This window comes from Komagataeibacter rhaeticus (assembly GCF_011611525.1).
Lineage (GTDB): Bacteria > Pseudomonadota > Alphaproteobacteria > Acetobacterales > Acetobacteraceae > Komagataeibacter > Komagataeibacter rhaeticus.
Window position 1 is genome coordinate 2,560,597 of the sequence record NZ_CP050139.1, and the last position, 17,081, is coordinate 2,577,677.

Sequence of the window (17,081 nt, forward strand, 5' to 3'; positions counted from 1 at the left end):
TGGCCGTGCGGGATGCAATAGTGCATCCATCGATACCGTTAGCGAATGCGGTCCTGCAACCTTTTATATCCCTATATCAATGTATGACAGCCTTACATTTATTAGACATAATCGGGATTATGTAGTATATTCCATATATAAAATCCTTATTAACATAATATATCAGGAATTTTTTTGATTTAATAGAAAGTATATATTCGTATATATCAATAATATACTATGTAAATACCATAAATTTAGGGAATCAGGATCATGGAATCATAAAAAATTAAAATAAATTAATGAAATTGCGGTAATGAATTATTTCTCCAGCGCCCCGGATCAACCAGACCGGCCAGATATATCATTTTTGCTGAATACAGTTATTTACATAAATAATTCATGAACCCGGAACCGTAAACCAGTCCATCCGGCACCTCCGGACATGATCATTCCGTAACCACCCTGCTGCCCGGCCCGTCCGGTCAGCAGGGCGTGAACAGCCATGCCCTGTTCCAACCGGACGGATGGAAACGCCTGTCCGGCTCCATCACGTATGAAGCCAGCCACGGCGTGGTCATGCATACCGAACCCGTGATGGAGACAACAGCCCCGGCATGCCCGTCCATATCATGCCGTGGCCGTCGCCATTACGGGCGGGCGGGCTGCCGGCGGGCAAGCCGGGTGGCAACGGTCATGACCACCAGTGTCCCCCCCCATGCCATGAGCTGGATGCCCATGGGCCGGTCGGAATAGCCAAACAGCGCCTTGGCCGCACGGCCCAGCATGCTGCCATCGGACAGCAGCCACGACGTATCCCATATTTCGTAACCGAAGGCGGGCAGCAGGTCGTCACCCGCCAGCAGGGCCGCCGCCTGGCTGGCCATGCCCGCGGCCAGGAAGGCGATCAGCAGCCCGGTCACCGCGAACAGCCGGTGCAGCGGAATCACGATCAGCCCGCGATACAGCAGCCACGACAGGGCGGCACCCGCCGCAATGCCCAGCGCGCCGCCACCCAGCATGGCCAGCGGGCCGGAATGGGTGGAGACGGCAATGCCATACAGGAACAGCACCACCTCCACCCCTTCCCGCAGCACGGCCACGGCCACGACCACCGCCATGGCGGTCAGCGAACGCTCGCCAGAGACAACCTCGGCCCCCAGCGCCTTCATGTCGCCCGCCATCTCACGGCCGTGACGGGTCATCCAGATCGTGTGCCACCCCAGCATGACCACCGCGATGCACAGGATGGTGGCGGAAAACACATCCTGCCCGTTACCCGAAAGGGCGGCCGACAGGCTTCCGGCAAAGACCGCGACAACGGCCGCCCCCACCACGCCGGCGGCAATGCCGCCCGCCACCCAGCGGCCCCGCCCCGCAATACCCTGCGTCGCGGCCAGCACGATCCCGACAATAAGCCCTGCTTCCATGACCTCACGGAAAACGATCAACAGACTGCCAAGCATGATCAGGGCTCCTGTGTTACGGTTACGGTGCCCGTTGCCTGATCGGGATGGTAATCATCAAAAAACTTGTAGGTGCCGGGATGCAGCGGACCGGCATGCACCGTGATGGTGCCGCCGGACACCACGATCTTCTCGAACTTCAGGTCATAGCTCTCGAATTCGTCCGTCGTGTCATCATGGTTGTCCAGCACGATCAGGAAGCGCTGCCCGGCGGGCACGCTGAAATGGTCCGGCGTGAAATGATGGTCCCGCACTTCCAGATGCACCGGGTCCTGGGCCTGGGCATGCGGCACGAACGCGCATGCGGCAAGCCAGAGGGAAGACACAACACTCACGTAACGCATACGGGACACTCCTATCGTGCGGCGCATATTATGCGACTGATTATTACTGTCAAATATATGCGGAAGCGACGCCGGGGCACCCTTTACATTAATGCAATCCTTACATGGGAATTATGCGGGGTTCTGCCCATCCTTAAAGATATTCGCCGTTGACATCTTTTTGAGACGCCATAAAGGTATCTTGATTATCTATCTTTATGGAGCATATCGTGGCCTTACCCCTTGATGACCGGACCCGCGGCATCATCCGCGCCTGCGTGCCCGCGTTGGAAGCCCATGGCCTGGCAATCACGACGGAAATGTACCGTCGCCTGCTGGCCAATCCCGCCATCCGTGACCTGTTCAACCTGTCCCACCAGCAGAACGGCGAACAGCCCCGGGCACTGGCCCTGGCGGTCCTGGCCTATGCCCGCAACATCGATAACCCTGGCGTCATGGCTGGCGCGGTCGAACGCATTGCGGAAAAGCATGTCGGGCTGAACATCCTGCCCGAACATTATCCTTATGTGGCCGATGCCCTGCTGGGGGCCATTGCCCAGGTGCTGGGCGATGCCGCCACGCCCGACATCATGGATGCCTGGGGCAGGGCCTACTGGTTCCTGGCGGATATCCTGATCGGGCGAGAAGAACAGATCTACGTGGCCCATGCCGCCGCACCGGGTGGCTGGACGGGCTGGCGGCCCTTCAGCGTGCGCCGCCGCACGGTGGAGAGCGGGACCGTGACCTCCTTTGAACTGGTGCCGACCGATGGCCGGCCCGTCATGCGCCACGCGGCGGGGCAGTCCCTTGGTTTCCGCCTTGATGTGCCGGGGCATGGTCCGGCGCGGCGCAACTACAGCATCTCCTCCGCGCCGGGTGCCGATGCCTACCGGATCAGCGTGCGCCGCATTGACGGTGGCGTGGTATCCAACTGGCTGCATGACAGCGTGCGCGAGGGAACGGTCCTGCAGGTCTCCGCCCCGGCGGGAGACTTCACGCTGGGCCATCCGGATACCGCGCCTGTTGTCTTCCTCAGCGCCGGGGTGGGGCTGACGCCCTTCATGTCCATGCTGGGGGTGGTGGCGACGGGAAAGACACCCATCCGCTACATTCACGCCACCCGCAGCACGGAAACGGAAGCCTTTGGCATCCCCGTCCGTGACCTTGCGGCAAAGGGCAGGCTGGATGCGGATATATTCTATACCCGCCAGGCCCCGCAGGGCGTGCCCCCGGTCCCGAACGTGACCACCCATGCCGGGCGCATCACGCCGGAATGGCTGAGCGGGCAGGTGGACCCAGCCGCGACCTATTATGTTTGCGGTCCCGACGGCTTCATGCGCGACATGGTGACAGCCCTGCGCGCGGCGAGCGTGCCGGACGGCCATATCCGCTACGCGTTCTTTGGCCCGGCGGATGATACGGCGCTGATGGGCTGAAAGGCCGTCTGGAAACGGAAGTATCCAGGTGCCCCTGCCTTCGGGACGGGTGGCGCCTGCGGATGCTTTCCGCAAACCGCCTTGCCGGGCCCTGCTCCATGATCCGCGGGAGCGGCCCACGTCTCAATCCGGTGGCGGGCGTGAGCGCCCCGCATGCGCCACCAGCAGGCTGCAACCCTGCGGCGGGCCGCGCCTTCTTCCTGTTATCCGGGTCGCATCATGGAAGGCCCTCCCGGCTTTCCGGCAGGACCCGGGTCACACCCGCAGGGAAGGGCCACCGCAATGCTGACCGTACATCATCTGGACAATTCCCGTTCACAACGGGTCCTGTGGCTGCTGGAAGAACTGGAACTGCCCTACGACATCCATTTCTACAGCCGCGACCCGAAAACCATGCAGGCGCCACAGTCCCTGCGCCGCATCCACCCGCTGGGCAAGGCCCCCGTCCTGACCGATACCGATGGTGACGTGACGCTGGCCGAAAGCGGGGCGATCATTGAATACGTGCTGGCCAGATACGGCCATGGCCGACTGGAACCCGCACACGGCACGCCCGCGCATACGCGCTTCATCTACTGGCTGCATTATGCCGAAGGCTCGGCCATGCCGCCACTCCTGCTCAAGCTGGTCCTTGGCCTGCTGCCCGGCCGCGTGCCGTGGCCCCTGCGGCCCTTTGCCGCCCTGATTGCAGGGGGCGCGCTGACAAAGGCCATCAATCCGCAGGTCAGGCTGCACATGGATTACTGGGAACAGAGCCTTGCCGCCAGCGAATGGTTTGCAGGACCCGAATTCACGGCCGCCGACATCCAGATGAGTTTCCCGCTGGAAGTGGCCGCCGCCCGCGCGGGGGCACTGGCCGGTCGCCCCCATATCGGTCCCTTCCTGCGCCGTATCCATGCCCGTCCCGCCTGCCAGCGTGCCCTGGTCCGGGGCGGGTCCTATGCCTATGCCACGGCGGGGAATGTCCCCGCCGCCACGCGCTGAACGGCGCCCCCACGGCGGGCGGGCATGGTTTACGCGGCACTGTGGTTTGTATTAAGTGCGCCGACAGCCCCAGCCCCCGAGGTTCCATGATTCGTCTCGACACCATCAGCAAGCATAACGGCCAGCGCCTGGTCTTTATCGAAGCCTCGGCCGCCCTGCAGAAGGGGGAGAAGATCGGGCTGGTCGGCCCCAATGGCGCGGGCAAGACTACCCTGTTCCGTATGATCACGGGGAAGGAGGAACCCGATGAGGGCCAGATCCTGATCGATCGCGGCACCAGCATCGGGTTCTTCAGTCAGGACGTGGGCGAAATGGCGGGCCGCAGTGCCGTGGCCGAGGTAATGGAAGGCGCGGGCGCGGTCTCGGAAGTGGCGGCCGAACTGGCCACGCTGGAAAACGCGCTGGCCGACCCCGATCAGGCCGACCGGCTGGAAGAAATCCTTGAACGCTTTGGCGAGGTGCAGGCCCGCTTCGAGGAACTGGGGGGCTACGCGCTTGATAGCAAGGCGCGCGAGGTCCTGCACGGCCTTGGCTTCAGCCAGGAAATGATGGATGGCGATGTCAGCCGCCTGTCGGGCGGGTGGAAGATGCGCGTGGCGCTGGGCCGCATCCTGCTCATGCGTCCCGATGTGATGCTGCTGGACGAACCCAGCAACCATCTGGACCTGGAAAGCCTGATCTGGCTCGAGCAGTTCCTGGCGGGTTATGATGGCGCCCTGCTCATGACATCGCATGACCGGGCGTTCATGAACCGGGTCATCAACAAGGTGATCGAGATCGATGGCGGCAGCCTGACCAGTTTCTCGGGCGATTACGAGTTTTACGAACAGCAGCGCGCCCAGAACGAAAAGCAGCAGCAGGCCCAGTTCGAACGCCAGCAGGCGGCACTGGCCAAGGAAATCAACTTCATCGAACGCTTCAAGGCCCGCGCCTCGCACGCGGCACAGGTGCAGAGCCGGGTCAAGAAGCTGGAAAAGATCGACCGTGTGGAGCCACCCAAGCGGCGGCAGGCGGTCAGCTTCGAGTTCCCGCCCGCGCCGCGCTCGGGCGAGGACGTGGTCAGGCTGCGTGGGGTGGACAAGCGCTATGGCAGCCGCGTGATCTATCAGGGGCTGGACCTGCTGGTGCGCCGGCGTGAGCGGTGCTGCATCCTGGGGGTGAACGGCGCGGGCAAATCCACCCTGCTCAAGCTGGTCACCGGCACGACCGAACCGGATGCGGGCACGGTCACGCTGGGGGGCAGCGTGAAGATGGGCTATTTCGCTCAGCACGCCATGGACCTGCTGGATGGCAACCGCACGGTGTTCGAGACGCTGGATGATGCCTTCCCGCTGGCCAGCCAGGGTTCGCTGCGCGCGCTGGCGGGGAGTTTCGGCTTTTCGGGCGATGAGGTGGAAAAAAGCTGCCGCGTGCTTTCAGGCGGTGAGAAGGCACGGCTGGTCATGGCGCTCATGCTGTTTGACCCGCCCAATTTTCTGGTACTGGATGAGCCGACCAACCATCTGGACATTGCCACCAAGGAAATGCTGATCACCGCCCTTGCGCAGTACGAGGGCACCATGCTGTTCGTCTCGCATGACCGGCATTTCCTTTCCGCCCTGTCCAACCGGGTGCTGGAACTGACGCCCGGCGGCATCCACCAGTACGATGGCGGCTATACGGACTATGTGGCGCGCACCGGGCAGGAAGCACCGGGGCTGCATGCCTGATGGCCGACGGCACCGGCAAAGGTGGTAAAAGGCGAAGGTGGTAAAATAAAGCGTCGCCACCCTTGATAATACCATAGGGGGGTATAACCTCATCAGGGCACGCATACGGAGCGGACCCATGCCCCAGACCCTTGCTTTCCCAGTTGGCAGCATGTCATGCGCCGCCTGCGCCGCGCGTATTGAAAAAGTCCTCAACCGTCAGGATGGGGTGCATGCCAGCGTCAATTTCGCCACCGGCCGCGTGCAGGTCACACTGGACACGCCTGCCGCCACACCGCAGGGGGTGGTTGACGCCATCCGCAAGGCCGGGTTCAGCGTGGGTGAAGACAGTATCGACCTGTCCATAACCGGCATGTCGTGCGCCGCCTGCGCGGCCCGTATTGAAAAGGTCCTCAACCGCCTGCCCCTGACACAGGCCAGCGTGAACCTGGCCACCGGGCGGGCGCATGTCGTGTTCGTGCCCGGCGTGACCGATACCGCCACCCTGATCGCCCGCATCGAAAAGGCAGGCTATGGCGCGAAACCTGTCGGGGATACGCCACAGGCCGATCCGCGTGCGGAACGCGCGCGCGAATGGCGCGCGGCATGCCGGGCGTTTGGCCTGACCCTGATCCTGTCGCTGCCCTTCTGGGTGCAGATGGTGCTGATGCTGTCAGGCTCGATGCACATGATGCCCGGCTGGCTGCAATGGGTGCTGGCAACGCCGGTGCAGTTCTACTGCGCGCGCCATATGTACCAGCGTGCCTGGAAGGCGGTGCGTGGCGGGGGGGCGGACATGGATGTGCTGGTCGTGCTCGGCACCAGCATCGCCTATGGCTTCAGCGCCGTCGTGGTGGCGCTGGGCCTGCGCCAGCCGGTCTATTTCGAGGCCAGTGTGGCGATCATCACCCTGATCTCCCTGGGCAGGCTTATGGAAAACCGGGCGCGCAACCAGACCGGCGCCGGGCTGGAGAGCCTGCTGCGGCTCCAGCCCCAGATTGCCCATGTACAGGCGGGGGACAGCGTGGTGGACCGGCCCGTAGCAGATGTGCGGGTGGGTGACGTGTTCAGCGTGCGCCCCGGCGAGAGCATTCCGGTTGACGGCCGCGTCACGCAGGGGACATCGGAAGTCAGCGAAGCCATGCTGACGGGCGAGAGCCTGCCCGTGGTCAAGCAGCCCGGCAGCATGGTCTATGGCGGCACGACCAACACAACCGGCACCCTGTGCGCCACCGCCACCGGCGTGGGGCATGACACCGCACTGGCCCATATCGTACGGATGGTGGAACAGGCCCAGGGGTCCAAGGCCCCGGTGCAGCGGCTGGTTGACAGGATTGCCGGCATCTTCGTGCCGGCAGTGCTGGCCATTGCCCTGGTGACCTTCGTGGCGGGCTGGCTGGTTACGGGCAGCGCGGGGTGGAGCCTTGTATCGGCCGTGTCGGTACTGGTCATCGCCTGCCCGTGCTCGCTGGGGCTGGCAACGCCCACGGCCATCATGGTGGGCACCGGGCTGGGCGCGCGCGCGGGCATCCTGTTCCGCAATGCCGATGCACTGGAACAGGCCCGGAAGCTGACCACGCTGATCGTGGACAAGACCGGCACGCTGACACAGGGCAGGCCCGGTGTCAGTGATGTCATACCCGCACCCGGCGTGACGGAACATGCCCTGCTGGCCATGGCCCTTGCGCTGGAACAGAATTCCGAACACCCGCTGGCCCGCGCCATCGTGGCACATGCGGTGGCGAACGGTACCCGGGCGCAGGCGGTCACGGATTTTGCGGCCATACCCGGCAGGGGGGTTACCGCGCGCGTGGACGGGGTGGCGGCGTGCCTTGGCGCCCCCCGTTTCCTCGCGGACAGCCACATCACGCCGGATACCACCGTGACCGGGCGGCTGGAGCGGGAAGGCAAGACCACGATCGGGGTGGCCGCGGGCGGGCGGCTTATGGGCTATATCGCCCTGTCCGACCAGTTGCGCCCGGATGCGGTGACAACCGTCCGCGCGCTGAAGGCCGCCGGGATCAGGGTCATCATGCTGACGGGCGACAACCAGCACACGGCGGAAGTGGTGGCCCGCCAGGTGGGCGTGGATGACTACCGCGCGGGCGTGCTGCCCGCCGACAAGGCGGAAGTGGTGCAGAAATACCGGGCCGAAAACGCGGTCGTGGGCATGGTGGGCGATGGCATAAACGATGCCCCCGCCCTGGCGGCGGCGGATGTGGGGTTTGCCATTGGCGCGGGCGCCGCCATTGCGCTGGACACGGCCGATATCATCCTGATGCGCAGTGAACTGGTGAGCGTGCTGGATGCCATCTCGCTTTCACGCGCCACCATCGCCAAGATCCGCCAGAACCTGTTCTTCGCCTTCATCTACAACATACTGGGCCTGCCGCTGGCGGCTTTCGGCCTGCTCAACCCGATCGTGGCGGGCGGGGCCATGGCCATGAGTTCGGTCTCGGTCGTCAGCAACTCGCTGCTGCTCAACCGCTGGAAGCCCACCCCCCGCCCCGGTACCTGAAACCCCGCTGCACGCAGGGGCATGCGTGGTATCGGGCGGGATACGCTGCTATCGTGCCGCGACACGAGCCAGGAAAAGGGTGCATGGCAAAAAACGGACAGACGGCAGGAAAAGCCGCGGACTGCGCGCGGTGCGCCCCGCAGCCGGACACGAAAAAGGTCGAACAGCCCCACAAGCGGGCCCTGATCAACCGCATGCGCCGCATTGAAGGCCAGATGGGCGGCGTGCTGAACATGATCGAGGATGACCGTTACTGCGTTGATATCCTGACCCAGGTCTCGGCCATAAAGGCCGCGCTGGACGGGGTGGCCATCCAGATCCTGTCCAGCCATGCCAGGGGCTGCGTGCGCAAGGCCGTGCTGGAAGATGGCGGTGACGAGGTGATGGATGAACTGCTGGGCATCGTGCGCAAGCTGATCCGCTGATCACGGTGGAAAAAATGCTTCCCCCATGCCCCCCAAGGGTATTATAAAGCCGTGTCTGCACGTAGCCCCTCTGTGCACGGGAGCCCTGAATGGTCAGGACACATGGCCGGATCTGGATTGGTCTGCTGACCTGGCTGCTGGTGCAGGCCGGGCTGCTGGTCGGTTCCGTGCCCCTGCCCGCACAGGCGCATCCCGCCCTGATCGCCTGCACACACACAGACCAGCCCCAGTGCATGACACCCGCAGCCCATGCCGCCCACATGGCCCATGCCCACCATGGAACGCCTGCGGGCGGGCAGTGTTGCCATGTCCATGCGGGCACCGATATACCCTCCCCCCCCACGGCCTGCCTGATCAGCCACCCTGTCAGGGTTACGGGGGCCTTCATGACCCCGGCACAGGCCCATCACGCGGGCCGCGACTGGCTGCCCCCGCTGCGCCCACCCAAAACCCGGATCGCATAGACGCCACAAGGCGTGCTCCATGCCCCCGCTGGCCCATAGCCATTGCGGGTTCTGACAGCCCTGTTTTCCGGATTTTCCCATGCACGACCGCCAGCGCACGCGCGCGCGCCTGACACGGCGCCGCTTCGTGACGGGACTGGGCGCGGGTGGCCTTGCGGCCGCCCTGCCCCGTCTCCCATCCGCCCATGCCAGCCCCACAGGCACGGTTCCCGATACCCCCCGTGCCGCATGGAACCTGAATGTGGGCCGCACCCGCATCGAAATCGACCACAAGGTGCTCCACGCACCATGCGTGGACGGCGCCGTGCCCGGCCCGATCCTGCGCTGGCGGGAGGGCGATACGGTGGTCCTGACCGTTACCAACACGCTGCGTGACGAGGATACCTCCATCCACTGGCATGGCATCCGCCTGCCCTACACCATGGATGGCGTGCCCGGCCTGAGCTTTACCGGAATCCCGCCGGGCCGGAGCTTCACCTACCGCTTTCCCTTAAGCCAGAGCGGTACCTACTGGTACCACAGCCATTCCGGCATGCAGGAGGCACAGGGGCTGTACGGCGCGGTCGTGATCGACCCCCTGCGCCCCGACCCGTATGCCTGTGCGCGTGACTACGTGATCCTTCTGTCCGAATGGACGGATGTGTCGCCCATGGACATGATCAGCAACCTCAAGATGCAGGATGACTATTACGTCTTCCGCCAGCGCACGGCCGCCTCCCTGCCACGGGAGGCCCGGGCGGCGGGCGGCCTGCTGCCCGCCCTGAAGGACCGGCTGGCCTGGTCGCGCATGCGCATGGCGGCGACCGATATTTCGGACGTGACCGGCATCATCTACACCTACCTGCTGAATGGCCATGCGCCCGACATGAACTGGAGCGGGCTGTTCCACCCCGGTGAGCGGGTGCGGCTGCGCTTCATCAATGCATCGTCCATGACCTTTTTCGACATCCGCATACCGGGGCTGGAAATGCTGGTGGTGCAGGCGGATGGCAATGACGTCGAACCCGTGCCGGTGGATGAATTCCGCATCGGGGTGGCGGAAACCTATGATGTGATTGTCCAGCCACGCGGCAACGCGGCCTACACCATCTTCGCGCAAAGCGAGGACCGGACCGGCTACGCCCGTGGTACGCTGGCCCCCCGGCCGGGCATGAGCGCCCCGATCCCGCCCATGGACCCGCGCCCGGTGCGCACCATGGTCGATATGGGCATGGGCGACATGAAACCGGGCGAAAGCATGAAGGACATGCCCATGCCGGACATGAAACCCGACCGCACCATGCAGCATATGGACATGCCGGACACGAAACCCGGCCACACCATGCAGGGCATGGACATGCCGGACACGAAACCGGGTCACGTCATGCGGCATATGGACATGCCGCGCACGGAACCGGGCCATGCCATGGCGGACATGGATATGTCCGACATGCAAATGGACGACAGCATGCCGGACATGGACAAAGACCATGCCATGCCAGCGGACACGCCGCCGCTGGAAATCGATGATCCGGGGCCGCCGCCCCTGAATGTGGAAAACCAGAATATCGCCCGCATGCCCGTCGACCGCCTGGGCAGCCCCGGTGACGGGCTGGAAGACACTGGCCGCCGCGTGCTGAACTACCGGCAGTTGCGCGCCACCCGTCCCGGCACGGACCCCCGCCCGCCCTCGCGGGAAATCATCCTGCACCTGACGGGCAACATGGAGCGCTACATATGGGGCTTCAACGGCCGGAAGTTTTCGGAATCCGGGCCGATCCGCCTGAAGCATAACGAACGGGTGCGCTTTACCCTGATCAATGACACGATGATGGAGCACCCGATCCACCTGCACGGATTATGGAGCGAACTGGAAAACGGACAGGGGGATTACCGCCCCTACAAGCATACCATCATCTCGCAGCCCGGATCACGGCTGAGCTATCTGGTCACCGCCGATGCGCCGGGCATGTGGGCGTATCACTGCCATCTCATGCTGCATATGGAACTGGGCATGTTCCGCACGGTAATCGTGGAATGAGGGGCCTGATCTACGTGGTCGCCATGCTGGTATCCGGCATGGGCACGGCCGCACTGGCGCAGTCCACCAGCCCGGCCAACGCCAACGCCAACGCCAACGCCAACGCCAGAAAACCTGCCATGGATATGACTGCCCGCAAGGGCACGCCCCATCCGGGTCCCCATCCTGCCGCACCCGTCTACCATGCCGCCGATGCCCCCACAGCAACGCCGGTGGTCTATCTGGGCAACATGAAGCCGGTCATGGACCATGCCCGTTATTTCCATGGCATCATGGATGAACTGGAAGGACGCTACGCGCCCGGTGGTTCCGATTTCCGCTGGGATGGGGAAGCGTGGTACGGGACCGACTACAACCGGGTCTGGCTCAAGTCGGAAGGCACGCTGGAGCGGGGGCGGCTGGGCGATGGCGATCATGAACTGCTGTACAGCCGTGCAATCTCACCCTATTTCAACCTGCAGGGCGGCGTGCGCGCGGATATTGACGATGGCCCGACCCGCACATGGGGCGCGCTGGGGGTGCAGGGGCTTGCCCTCTACCAGTTCGAATTTCAGGCCACCGCCTATGCCAGTGACCGGGGGCGGTTTGCCGCCCGGGTCGAGGGGTCATACGATTTCCTGCTGACCAACCGCCTGATCCTGCAGCCGCAGGCGGAATTCAATCTCTATACAAAGTCCGACCCCGCGCGGCAGGTTGGCGCGGGCCTGTCCGATGTCGATACGGGGCTGCGGCTGCGCTACGAGATATGGCGCAAATTCGCCCCCTACGTGGCCGTAACCTATTCCGGCTACCTGACCCAGGCGCGGCGTATCGTGCATGACCAGCAGGGGGAGACGGGTTCCGTGCGGTTCAGCTTTGGCATCCGTGGCTGGTTCTGACAGTCCCGTTCTGACACTCCCGCCACCCCGATGGGGGAAAGGCTGCCGCCCGGACCGGGCGGCTTCTCACCACCCGATCCCTGTGCCACCTTTCATCCCTGCCCGCCCGGGGGACAAGCCCGGGGCGGCAGGGCGGACAGCCATGCCAATGGAAGGAATACACCATGAAGCTCTATTATACGCCGGGTGCCTGTTCTCTCGCGTCCCACATCATCCTGAACGAAACCGGCCTGCCCTACAGCCTGGAACGGGTGGACCTGAAAACCAAGAAAACGGCGGATGGTCAGGATTATCTCAGGATAAACCCGCGCGGCGCGGTCCCGGCGCTGGAAATCGCCCCCGGCGTGGTACTGACCCAGAACGTGGCGGTACTGCCCTATATCGGCGCGCAGTCCGATATTGCCGCCCTGCACCCGGCGGCCGGTTCACTGGAACAGGCACGCCTGCTGGAAGCGCTGGGCTTCTGCGAGGACGTACACGCGGCCTTCGGGCCACTTTTCGCACCCGACCTGCCGGATGTGACGCGCACACGCATACTGGCCGTGGTCGCGCGCCGGATGGGCCAGCTTGAAGCCGAGCTGGCGGCGGGCACGGACGGATACATGCTGCCCACGGGATTCACGCAGGCGGATGCGCTGATTGCGGTCATCCTGAGCTGGGCGCCACATGTGAACGTGGATCTCTCTGCCTATCCGAAGGCCCGCGCCCTGCATGAACGGGTCTTTGCGCGGCCTGCCGCGCAGAAGGCACTCAGGGAAGAAGGGCTGGCCTGACCCTGTCCGGGCCGTGGCCTGACACGGGGCCATGCCCCTGTCCCGTCAGGCCACGGCCCGCGGAACCGGACCATCAGGCGGCCGCCACCGGCTGCCCGATGGCCTGCCCGGCCCAAGGGAACTGGCCCGTGCTTATGGCACCGCCACCACCATGATCTCGATTTCGGGGCTGCCAGCGGCACTCAGTTCAATGACGGAGCGGCCGGCGGGCAGCTGGAAATCCACCATCTTGCCAATCCCGCTGCATGCCGGTCCATGCTGGTGGTGAACGGATTCGGTCGTCTCTCCACCCCGCACCACTTCCAGCCATGCCTTCGCGCCCAGCATGATCCGGTATGTCCCAGCCTCGGGGGCCTGAAAAACCATCATGCCGCCGGTACTGCCCTGATCGCCCGGCTGCGCGGGGGCGCGCGCGTATTTCATCTCGCCTGCCGGGTGCAGGCGGGCCAGCACCGCACGGCCGGGCAAAAGGATCACGCTGCCCAGCCCCGCCCCGTCCCGTGCCGCCGCCACGGCTTCAGGCGTGGCCCAGCCGGACAGATCATCGGGCAGTACCGTCCCCGCGCATGTGGCCGGGGCATCATGCGGCCCCGGTTCCGCCGCCATTACAGGGGTGGCGATCCCCCCCATGGCCAGAACCAGCAGGGCTGCCAGCGCGCCCCTTTTCGTACATGCGCTCATGATGTTCCCTTCTCTCTTCGCGCCAACCCTATTTTACAATATATGCACGGGTATAGTCATTTGTGGGGCAGGCTGCGTACCAGCAGTGCCACGACCGCTTCCAGCATGGCCTGATCGGCATGGGTGAAGCGGTCCCTGCGCGGGCTGTCGACATCCAGCACGCCCAGCAGCCGGTCCCCTGCCAGGACGGGCACGACGATTTCCGAAGCGGATGCCGCGTCACAGGCGATATGGCCGGGAAAATCATGCACGTCGGGCACGACCTGCGTCACCCGGTCGCGCGCGGCGGTGCCGCACACCCCCCTGCCGGATGCGATGCGCGTGCAGGCCACCCGCCCCTGAAAGGGGCCAAGCACCAGCTGGCCGTCCTTCCACAGGTAGAAGCCGGCCCAGTTCAGATCCGGCAGGGCCTCGTAGATCAGGGCCGCGACATTCGCCATATTGGCAATCAGGTCGGTTTCCGTGGCCAGCATGGACGCAATGGTCGGCAGCAGGTCATCGGGCGCGAGGCGCCGGGTGGGGGCAGCCATGTATCCTTGTCCTCCTTCAGGTTCAGATCCGCTTCTGTGGGCATGACTGCCGTGCCGGGTCAACCGGGCCATCATCGTGACCGCAGGGACCGGGAGAACTGTCTCATCCATGAGACAGGACCTGCCGTTTGAATCACATGCCCGTGAAATTCCCCGCAATCCATCTGGCGCCGCCTGCCTGCACCATGCAGTGCAGACACGCTGGCCGCATACGGGCATTGAGTCGATCATGTTCCCGCGGCCTATTGAAAACTTCAGAAAGAACGCAGGAATGCGAGAGGGTAAACAAAAGCTGTTTTCCATCATAACCTCAGCCCTGCTGGCGTTGGTGGGACTTTTCCTTTTCTTTGGCGGTGCCCAGCTTATGGTCCTGGGCGGGTCATGGTTCTATGTGCTGGCGGGCTGCCTTCTGCTTGCCGTGGCGGTGACGGGGGTCAAGGCCCCGCAGCTGGCCATGCGGGTCTATGCGGCCTTTCTGGTGGTGGCCACGATATGGGCACTGACCGAGACCGGGTTCAACATCTGGGGGCTGGAGGTACGCCTGCTCGCCCCCATCGGTTTTGGCGCATGGATGCTATTGCCATGGGTCTGGCGCTCCGGCGGGAACTGGCTGGCGGACAAGCGCGATATGCTGGGCGCGATCGGCCTGGCTGTCGTGGTGCTGGTCATAAGCTGCTTTACGTCCTATTCCATCGACGGCACGGTGCCTGATGACCGCATGGCGGCACAGGGGCAGGCCGACCCGGCAGCCGATGGCGTGGCCGATGCCGACTGGCAGGCCTACGGGCGCACGATGGGGGGCGACCGTTATTCCCCGCTGGCCCAGATCACGCGGGGCAATGTCAGTCATCTCAAGCGGGCGTGGGTCACGCGCACGGGTGATGTGGAGCAGGACGGCGAAGGCACGGTTGCAGGCCCCGACCAGGGGCATGAGTTCAACCTGGAAGTCACGCCGCTCAAGGTGGGTGACACGCTGTACATGTGCACCCCCCATAGCTGGGTCATGGCGCTTGATGCCACGACCGGCAAGGTCAAGTGGAAGTTCGACCCGCATCCCGATACGGCGGATCTGGCCAAGAACGTCTATCTGGCATGCCGTGGCGTCAGCTATTACCGTATTCCCGACGAGATCCAGACAAGCTGCCGCACCCGCATCTATTCCCCCGTGGCCGATGTGCGGATCGTGGCGCTGGATGCGGAAACCGGCAAGCCCTGTGATGACTTCGGCGACCACGGCTTCATCTCCATGCGCGCATATCTGGGGCATGTACCGCATGGCTTCCACTTCATCACCTCGCCCCCGCTGGTGGCCAAGAACCGCCTGATCACGGGCGGGTGGATTTTTGACAACCAGGCCAATTTCGAACCCTCTGGCGCCATCCGCGCGTTTGACGCCACGACCGGCGAGATCGCCTGGGCATGGGATGCCGGTCATTCCCCCGAAACGTGGAAACCCGGCCCCACCGATGTCCTGACCCGCGACACACCCAATGCATGGGGCGTCTATACGGCGGACCCGGCGCTGGGCATGGTCTACATTCCCACCGGCAACGCACCGCCCGACAACTGGGGTGGTTCGCGCCGTCCGTTCGATGATGCGACATCATCGGCCACCATCGCGCTGGATATCGTGACGGGTGAGCGGCGCTGGACATACCAGACCGTGCATCATGACCTGTGGGACATGGATATTCCCTCGGGTCCGTCCATGGTCGAACTGCCCGGCCCGAACGGCGAAAGCATTCCCGCGCTGGTGCAGAGCACGAAGCGTGGCGAATTCTTCGTACTGGACCGCCGGACCGGCGCGCCGGTACCCGGCTATCCGGTTGAGGAACGGCCCGTGCCCACCGCAGGTGCCGCGCCGGATGACCGCGTATCGCCCACGCAGCCCTACCCCGCCGCCATGCCCAGCCTGACGCCGCCCAACCTGAAGGAAAGCGACATGTGGGGCGCGACACTGCTGGACCAGATGATCTGCCGCATCCAGTACCGTCAGTCGGCTTACGAAGGGCAGTTCACCCCGCCACATGTCGGCAGGACCACAATCGTCTACCCCGCATTCTATGGCGTGGTGGACTGGCAGGGCATTACCATTGACCCGCAGCGCAAGATCATGCTGGCCAATGCAAGCTACCTGCCCTTCCGCATCAAGCTGGAAAAGCGTCAGGGCCTGGAAGGCAAGGGCGTGCTGCCCAGGTGGAATGGCCAGGGCGAGGAACCGGCCGCCAAGGGAGATGCGCTATCCGTCTCGCCTGACTATGGCACGCCCTATATCGCGCTGACCAATCCGTGGCTGAACCCGCTGCAGATCCCGTGCAAGGGACCCGTATGGGGCACGATCACGGCCATCGACCTGGTTACAAAGAAAATCGTGTGGCAGCACCCCGTGGGCACGACCCGCGACACGGGCCCGTTCCGCACGCATAACAACCTGCCGCTGCCCACGGGCATGTACAATATTGGCGGCAGCATTGTAACCAGGGGCGGGCTTGTGTTCATGGGCGCCACGGCGGACGACTACCTGCGGGCGTTCGATCTTGCCACCGGCAAGGTCATCTGGACCGACCGCCTGCCCGCGGGCGGCCAGGCAACGCCCATGTCCTACGAGATCGGGGGCAAGCAGTATGTCCTGATCGCGGCAGGCGGCCATGGGGGCCTTGGCACCCGCAGTGGTGACTACATCATCGCCTATACGCTTGATGGTGAAAAAGGCGCCGCCAGCGCACAGTAACCGCCGCGCAGGCACGCCAGGGGTGTCCGGTTCCGGCCGGCACCCCTTTTTTGCAGGCTGATGGATGGATTGGCGGGGATACGGTGGCCCCGTGGCTGATTACAAATCCATTAGAATAAAGACCATACAGTAGCAGGGACCATATGCTGTATGAGCAGCCTGCCGCCCGCTGGCGCGGCGCAACA

14 protein-coding genes are annotated in these 17,081 nt (G+C 64.2%); 10 read left to right on the top strand and 4 right to left on the bottom strand.

The annotated features are described in order from the left end of the window. Positions 1-629: 629 nt before the first annotated feature. Both GWK63_RS11685 and GWK63_RS11690 read right to left on the bottom strand, forming a co-directional pair. On the bottom strand, positions 630-1,445 hold the full coding sequence (locus tag GWK63_RS11685) for an FTR1 family iron permease (RefSeq protein WP_007399500.1): 816 nt from the start codon (positions 1,443-1,445) through the stop codon (positions 630-632). Positions 1,446-1,447: 2 nt separating this feature from the next. After that, positions 1,448-1,789 (bottom strand): cupredoxin domain-containing protein, encoded by a 342-nt coding sequence (locus tag GWK63_RS11690; RefSeq protein WP_172459725.1) that lies wholly within the window; start codon positions 1,787-1,789, stop codon positions 1,448-1,450. Between the two features lie 209 nt (positions 1,790-1,998). Here GWK63_RS11690 and hmpA point away from each other — a divergent pair, with 209 nt between their 5' ends. From hmpA to GWK63_RS11735, 9 genes are all read left to right on the top strand, one after another. Continuing rightward, positions 1,999-3,204: an NO-inducible flavohemoprotein gene (gene hmpA, locus GWK63_RS11695; protein WP_039999558.1), complete on the top strand. Its 1,206-nt coding sequence runs from the start codon at positions 1,999-2,001 to the stop codon at positions 3,202-3,204. Between the two features lie 282 nt (positions 3,205-3,486). Beyond that, positions 3,487-4,188 (top strand): glutathione S-transferase, encoded by a 702-nt coding sequence (locus GWK63_RS11700; protein ID WP_007399497.1) that lies wholly within the window; start codon positions 3,487-3,489, stop codon positions 4,186-4,188. A gap of 86 nt (positions 4,189-4,274) precedes the next feature. Beyond that, positions 4,275-5,897 (top strand): ABC-F family ATP-binding cassette domain-containing protein, encoded by a 1,623-nt coding sequence (locus GWK63_RS11705; RefSeq protein WP_007399496.1) that lies wholly within the window; start codon positions 4,275-4,277, stop codon positions 5,895-5,897. Positions 5,898-6,015: 118 nt separating this feature from the next. After that, positions 6,016-8,394: a heavy metal translocating P-type ATPase gene (locus tag GWK63_RS11710; RefSeq protein ID WP_007399495.1), complete on the top strand. Its 2,379-nt coding sequence runs from the start codon at positions 6,016-6,018 to the stop codon at positions 8,392-8,394. Between the two features lie 83 nt (positions 8,395-8,477). Continuing rightward, positions 8,478-8,819, top strand: a complete 342-nt coding sequence (locus tag GWK63_RS11715) for a metal-sensitive transcriptional regulator (RefSeq protein ID WP_007399494.1) — start codon at positions 8,478-8,480, stop codon at positions 8,817-8,819. 89 nt (positions 8,820-8,908) lie between these two features. Further along, positions 8,909-9,283 (top strand): hypothetical protein, encoded by a 375-nt coding sequence (locus tag GWK63_RS11720; RefSeq protein ID WP_007399493.1) that lies wholly within the window; start codon positions 8,909-8,911, stop codon positions 9,281-9,283. Positions 9,284-9,362: 79 nt separating this feature from the next. Next, positions 9,363-11,303 carry a copper resistance system multicopper oxidase gene (locus tag GWK63_RS11725; protein ID WP_007399492.1) on the top strand — a complete coding sequence of 647 codons (1,941 nt, stop codon included), beginning with the start codon at positions 9,363-9,365 and terminating at the stop codon, positions 11,301-11,303. Next, on the top strand, positions 11,300-12,181 hold the full coding sequence (locus tag GWK63_RS11730) for a copper resistance protein B (RefSeq protein ID WP_172459726.1): 882 nt from the start codon (positions 11,300-11,302) through the stop codon (positions 12,179-12,181). Before GWK63_RS11725 ends, GWK63_RS11730 begins: the two co-directional genes overlap by 4 nt. A gap of 164 nt (positions 12,182-12,345) precedes the next feature. Next, complete coding sequence (locus tag GWK63_RS11735) at positions 12,346-12,954, top strand: glutathione binding-like protein (RefSeq protein ID WP_007399490.1); 609 nt, start codon at positions 12,346-12,348, stop codon at positions 12,952-12,954. Between the two features lie 132 nt (positions 12,955-13,086). Here the strand turns inward: GWK63_RS11735 and GWK63_RS11740 are convergent, their stop codons facing one another. Beyond that, entirely contained in the window at positions 13,087-13,635 is a 549-nt protein-coding gene (locus tag GWK63_RS11740) for a hypothetical protein (RefSeq protein WP_007399489.1), read from the bottom strand. 56 nt (positions 13,636-13,691) lie between these two features. Then, positions 13,692-14,165, bottom strand: a complete 474-nt coding sequence (locus GWK63_RS11745; protein WP_007399488.1) for a GAF domain-containing protein — start codon at positions 14,163-14,165, stop codon at positions 13,692-13,694. Between the two features lie 271 nt (positions 14,166-14,436). On the opposite strand from GWK63_RS11745, the gene GWK63_RS11750 reads away from it, so the two are divergent. After that, positions 14,437-16,896, top strand: a complete 2,460-nt coding sequence (locus GWK63_RS11750) for a membrane-bound PQQ-dependent dehydrogenase, glucose/quinate/shikimate family (protein WP_039999556.1) — start codon at positions 14,437-14,439, stop codon at positions 16,894-16,896. Positions 16,897-17,081 lie beyond the last annotated feature (185 nt).

What these genes read in the sequence shown, in the direction of transcription:
- GWK63_RS11720 (WP_007399493.1), top strand. Translation starts at nt 8,909, where the DNA reads ATGGTCAGGACACATGGCCGGATCTGGATTGGTCTGCTGACCTGGCTG.
- GWK63_RS11705 (WP_007399496.1), top strand. Translation starts at nt 4,275, where the DNA reads ATGATTCGTCTCGACACCATCAGCAAGCATAACGGCCAGCGCCTGGTC.
- GWK63_RS11745 (WP_007399488.1), bottom strand. Translation starts at nt 14,165, where the DNA reads ATGGCTGCCCCCACCCGGCGCCTCGCGCCCGATGACCTGCTGCCGACC.
- GWK63_RS11715 (WP_007399494.1), top strand. Translation starts at nt 8,478, where the DNA reads ATGGCAAAAAACGGACAGACGGCAGGAAAAGCCGCGGACTGCGCGCGG.
- GWK63_RS11700 (WP_007399497.1), top strand. Translation starts at nt 3,487, where the DNA reads ATGCTGACCGTACATCATCTGGACAATTCCCGTTCACAACGGGTCCTG.
- GWK63_RS11685 (WP_007399500.1), bottom strand. Translation starts at nt 1,445, where the DNA reads ATGCTTGGCAGTCTGTTGATCGTTTTCCGTGAGGTCATGGAAGCAGGG.
- GWK63_RS11690 (WP_172459725.1), bottom strand. Translation starts at nt 1,789, where the DNA reads ATGCGTTACGTGAGTGTTGTGTCTTCCCTCTGGCTTGCCGCATGCGCG.
- GWK63_RS11725 (WP_007399492.1), top strand. Translation starts at nt 9,363, where the DNA reads ATGCACGACCGCCAGCGCACGCGCGCGCGCCTGACACGGCGCCGCTTC.
- GWK63_RS11710 (WP_007399495.1), top strand. Translation starts at nt 6,016, where the DNA reads ATGCCCCAGACCCTTGCTTTCCCAGTTGGCAGCATGTCATGCGCCGCC.
- GWK63_RS11730 (WP_172459726.1), top strand. Translation starts at nt 11,300, where the DNA reads ATGAGGGGCCTGATCTACGTGGTCGCCATGCTGGTATCCGGCATGGGC.
- GWK63_RS11740 (WP_007399489.1), bottom strand. Translation starts at nt 13,635, where the DNA reads ATGAGCGCATGTACGAAAAGGGGCGCGCTGGCAGCCCTGCTGGTTCTG.
- GWK63_RS11735 (WP_007399490.1), top strand. Translation starts at nt 12,346, where the DNA reads ATGAAGCTCTATTATACGCCGGGTGCCTGTTCTCTCGCGTCCCACATC.
- GWK63_RS11750 (WP_039999556.1), top strand. Translation starts at nt 14,437, where the DNA reads ATGCGAGAGGGTAAACAAAAGCTGTTTTCCATCATAACCTCAGCCCTG.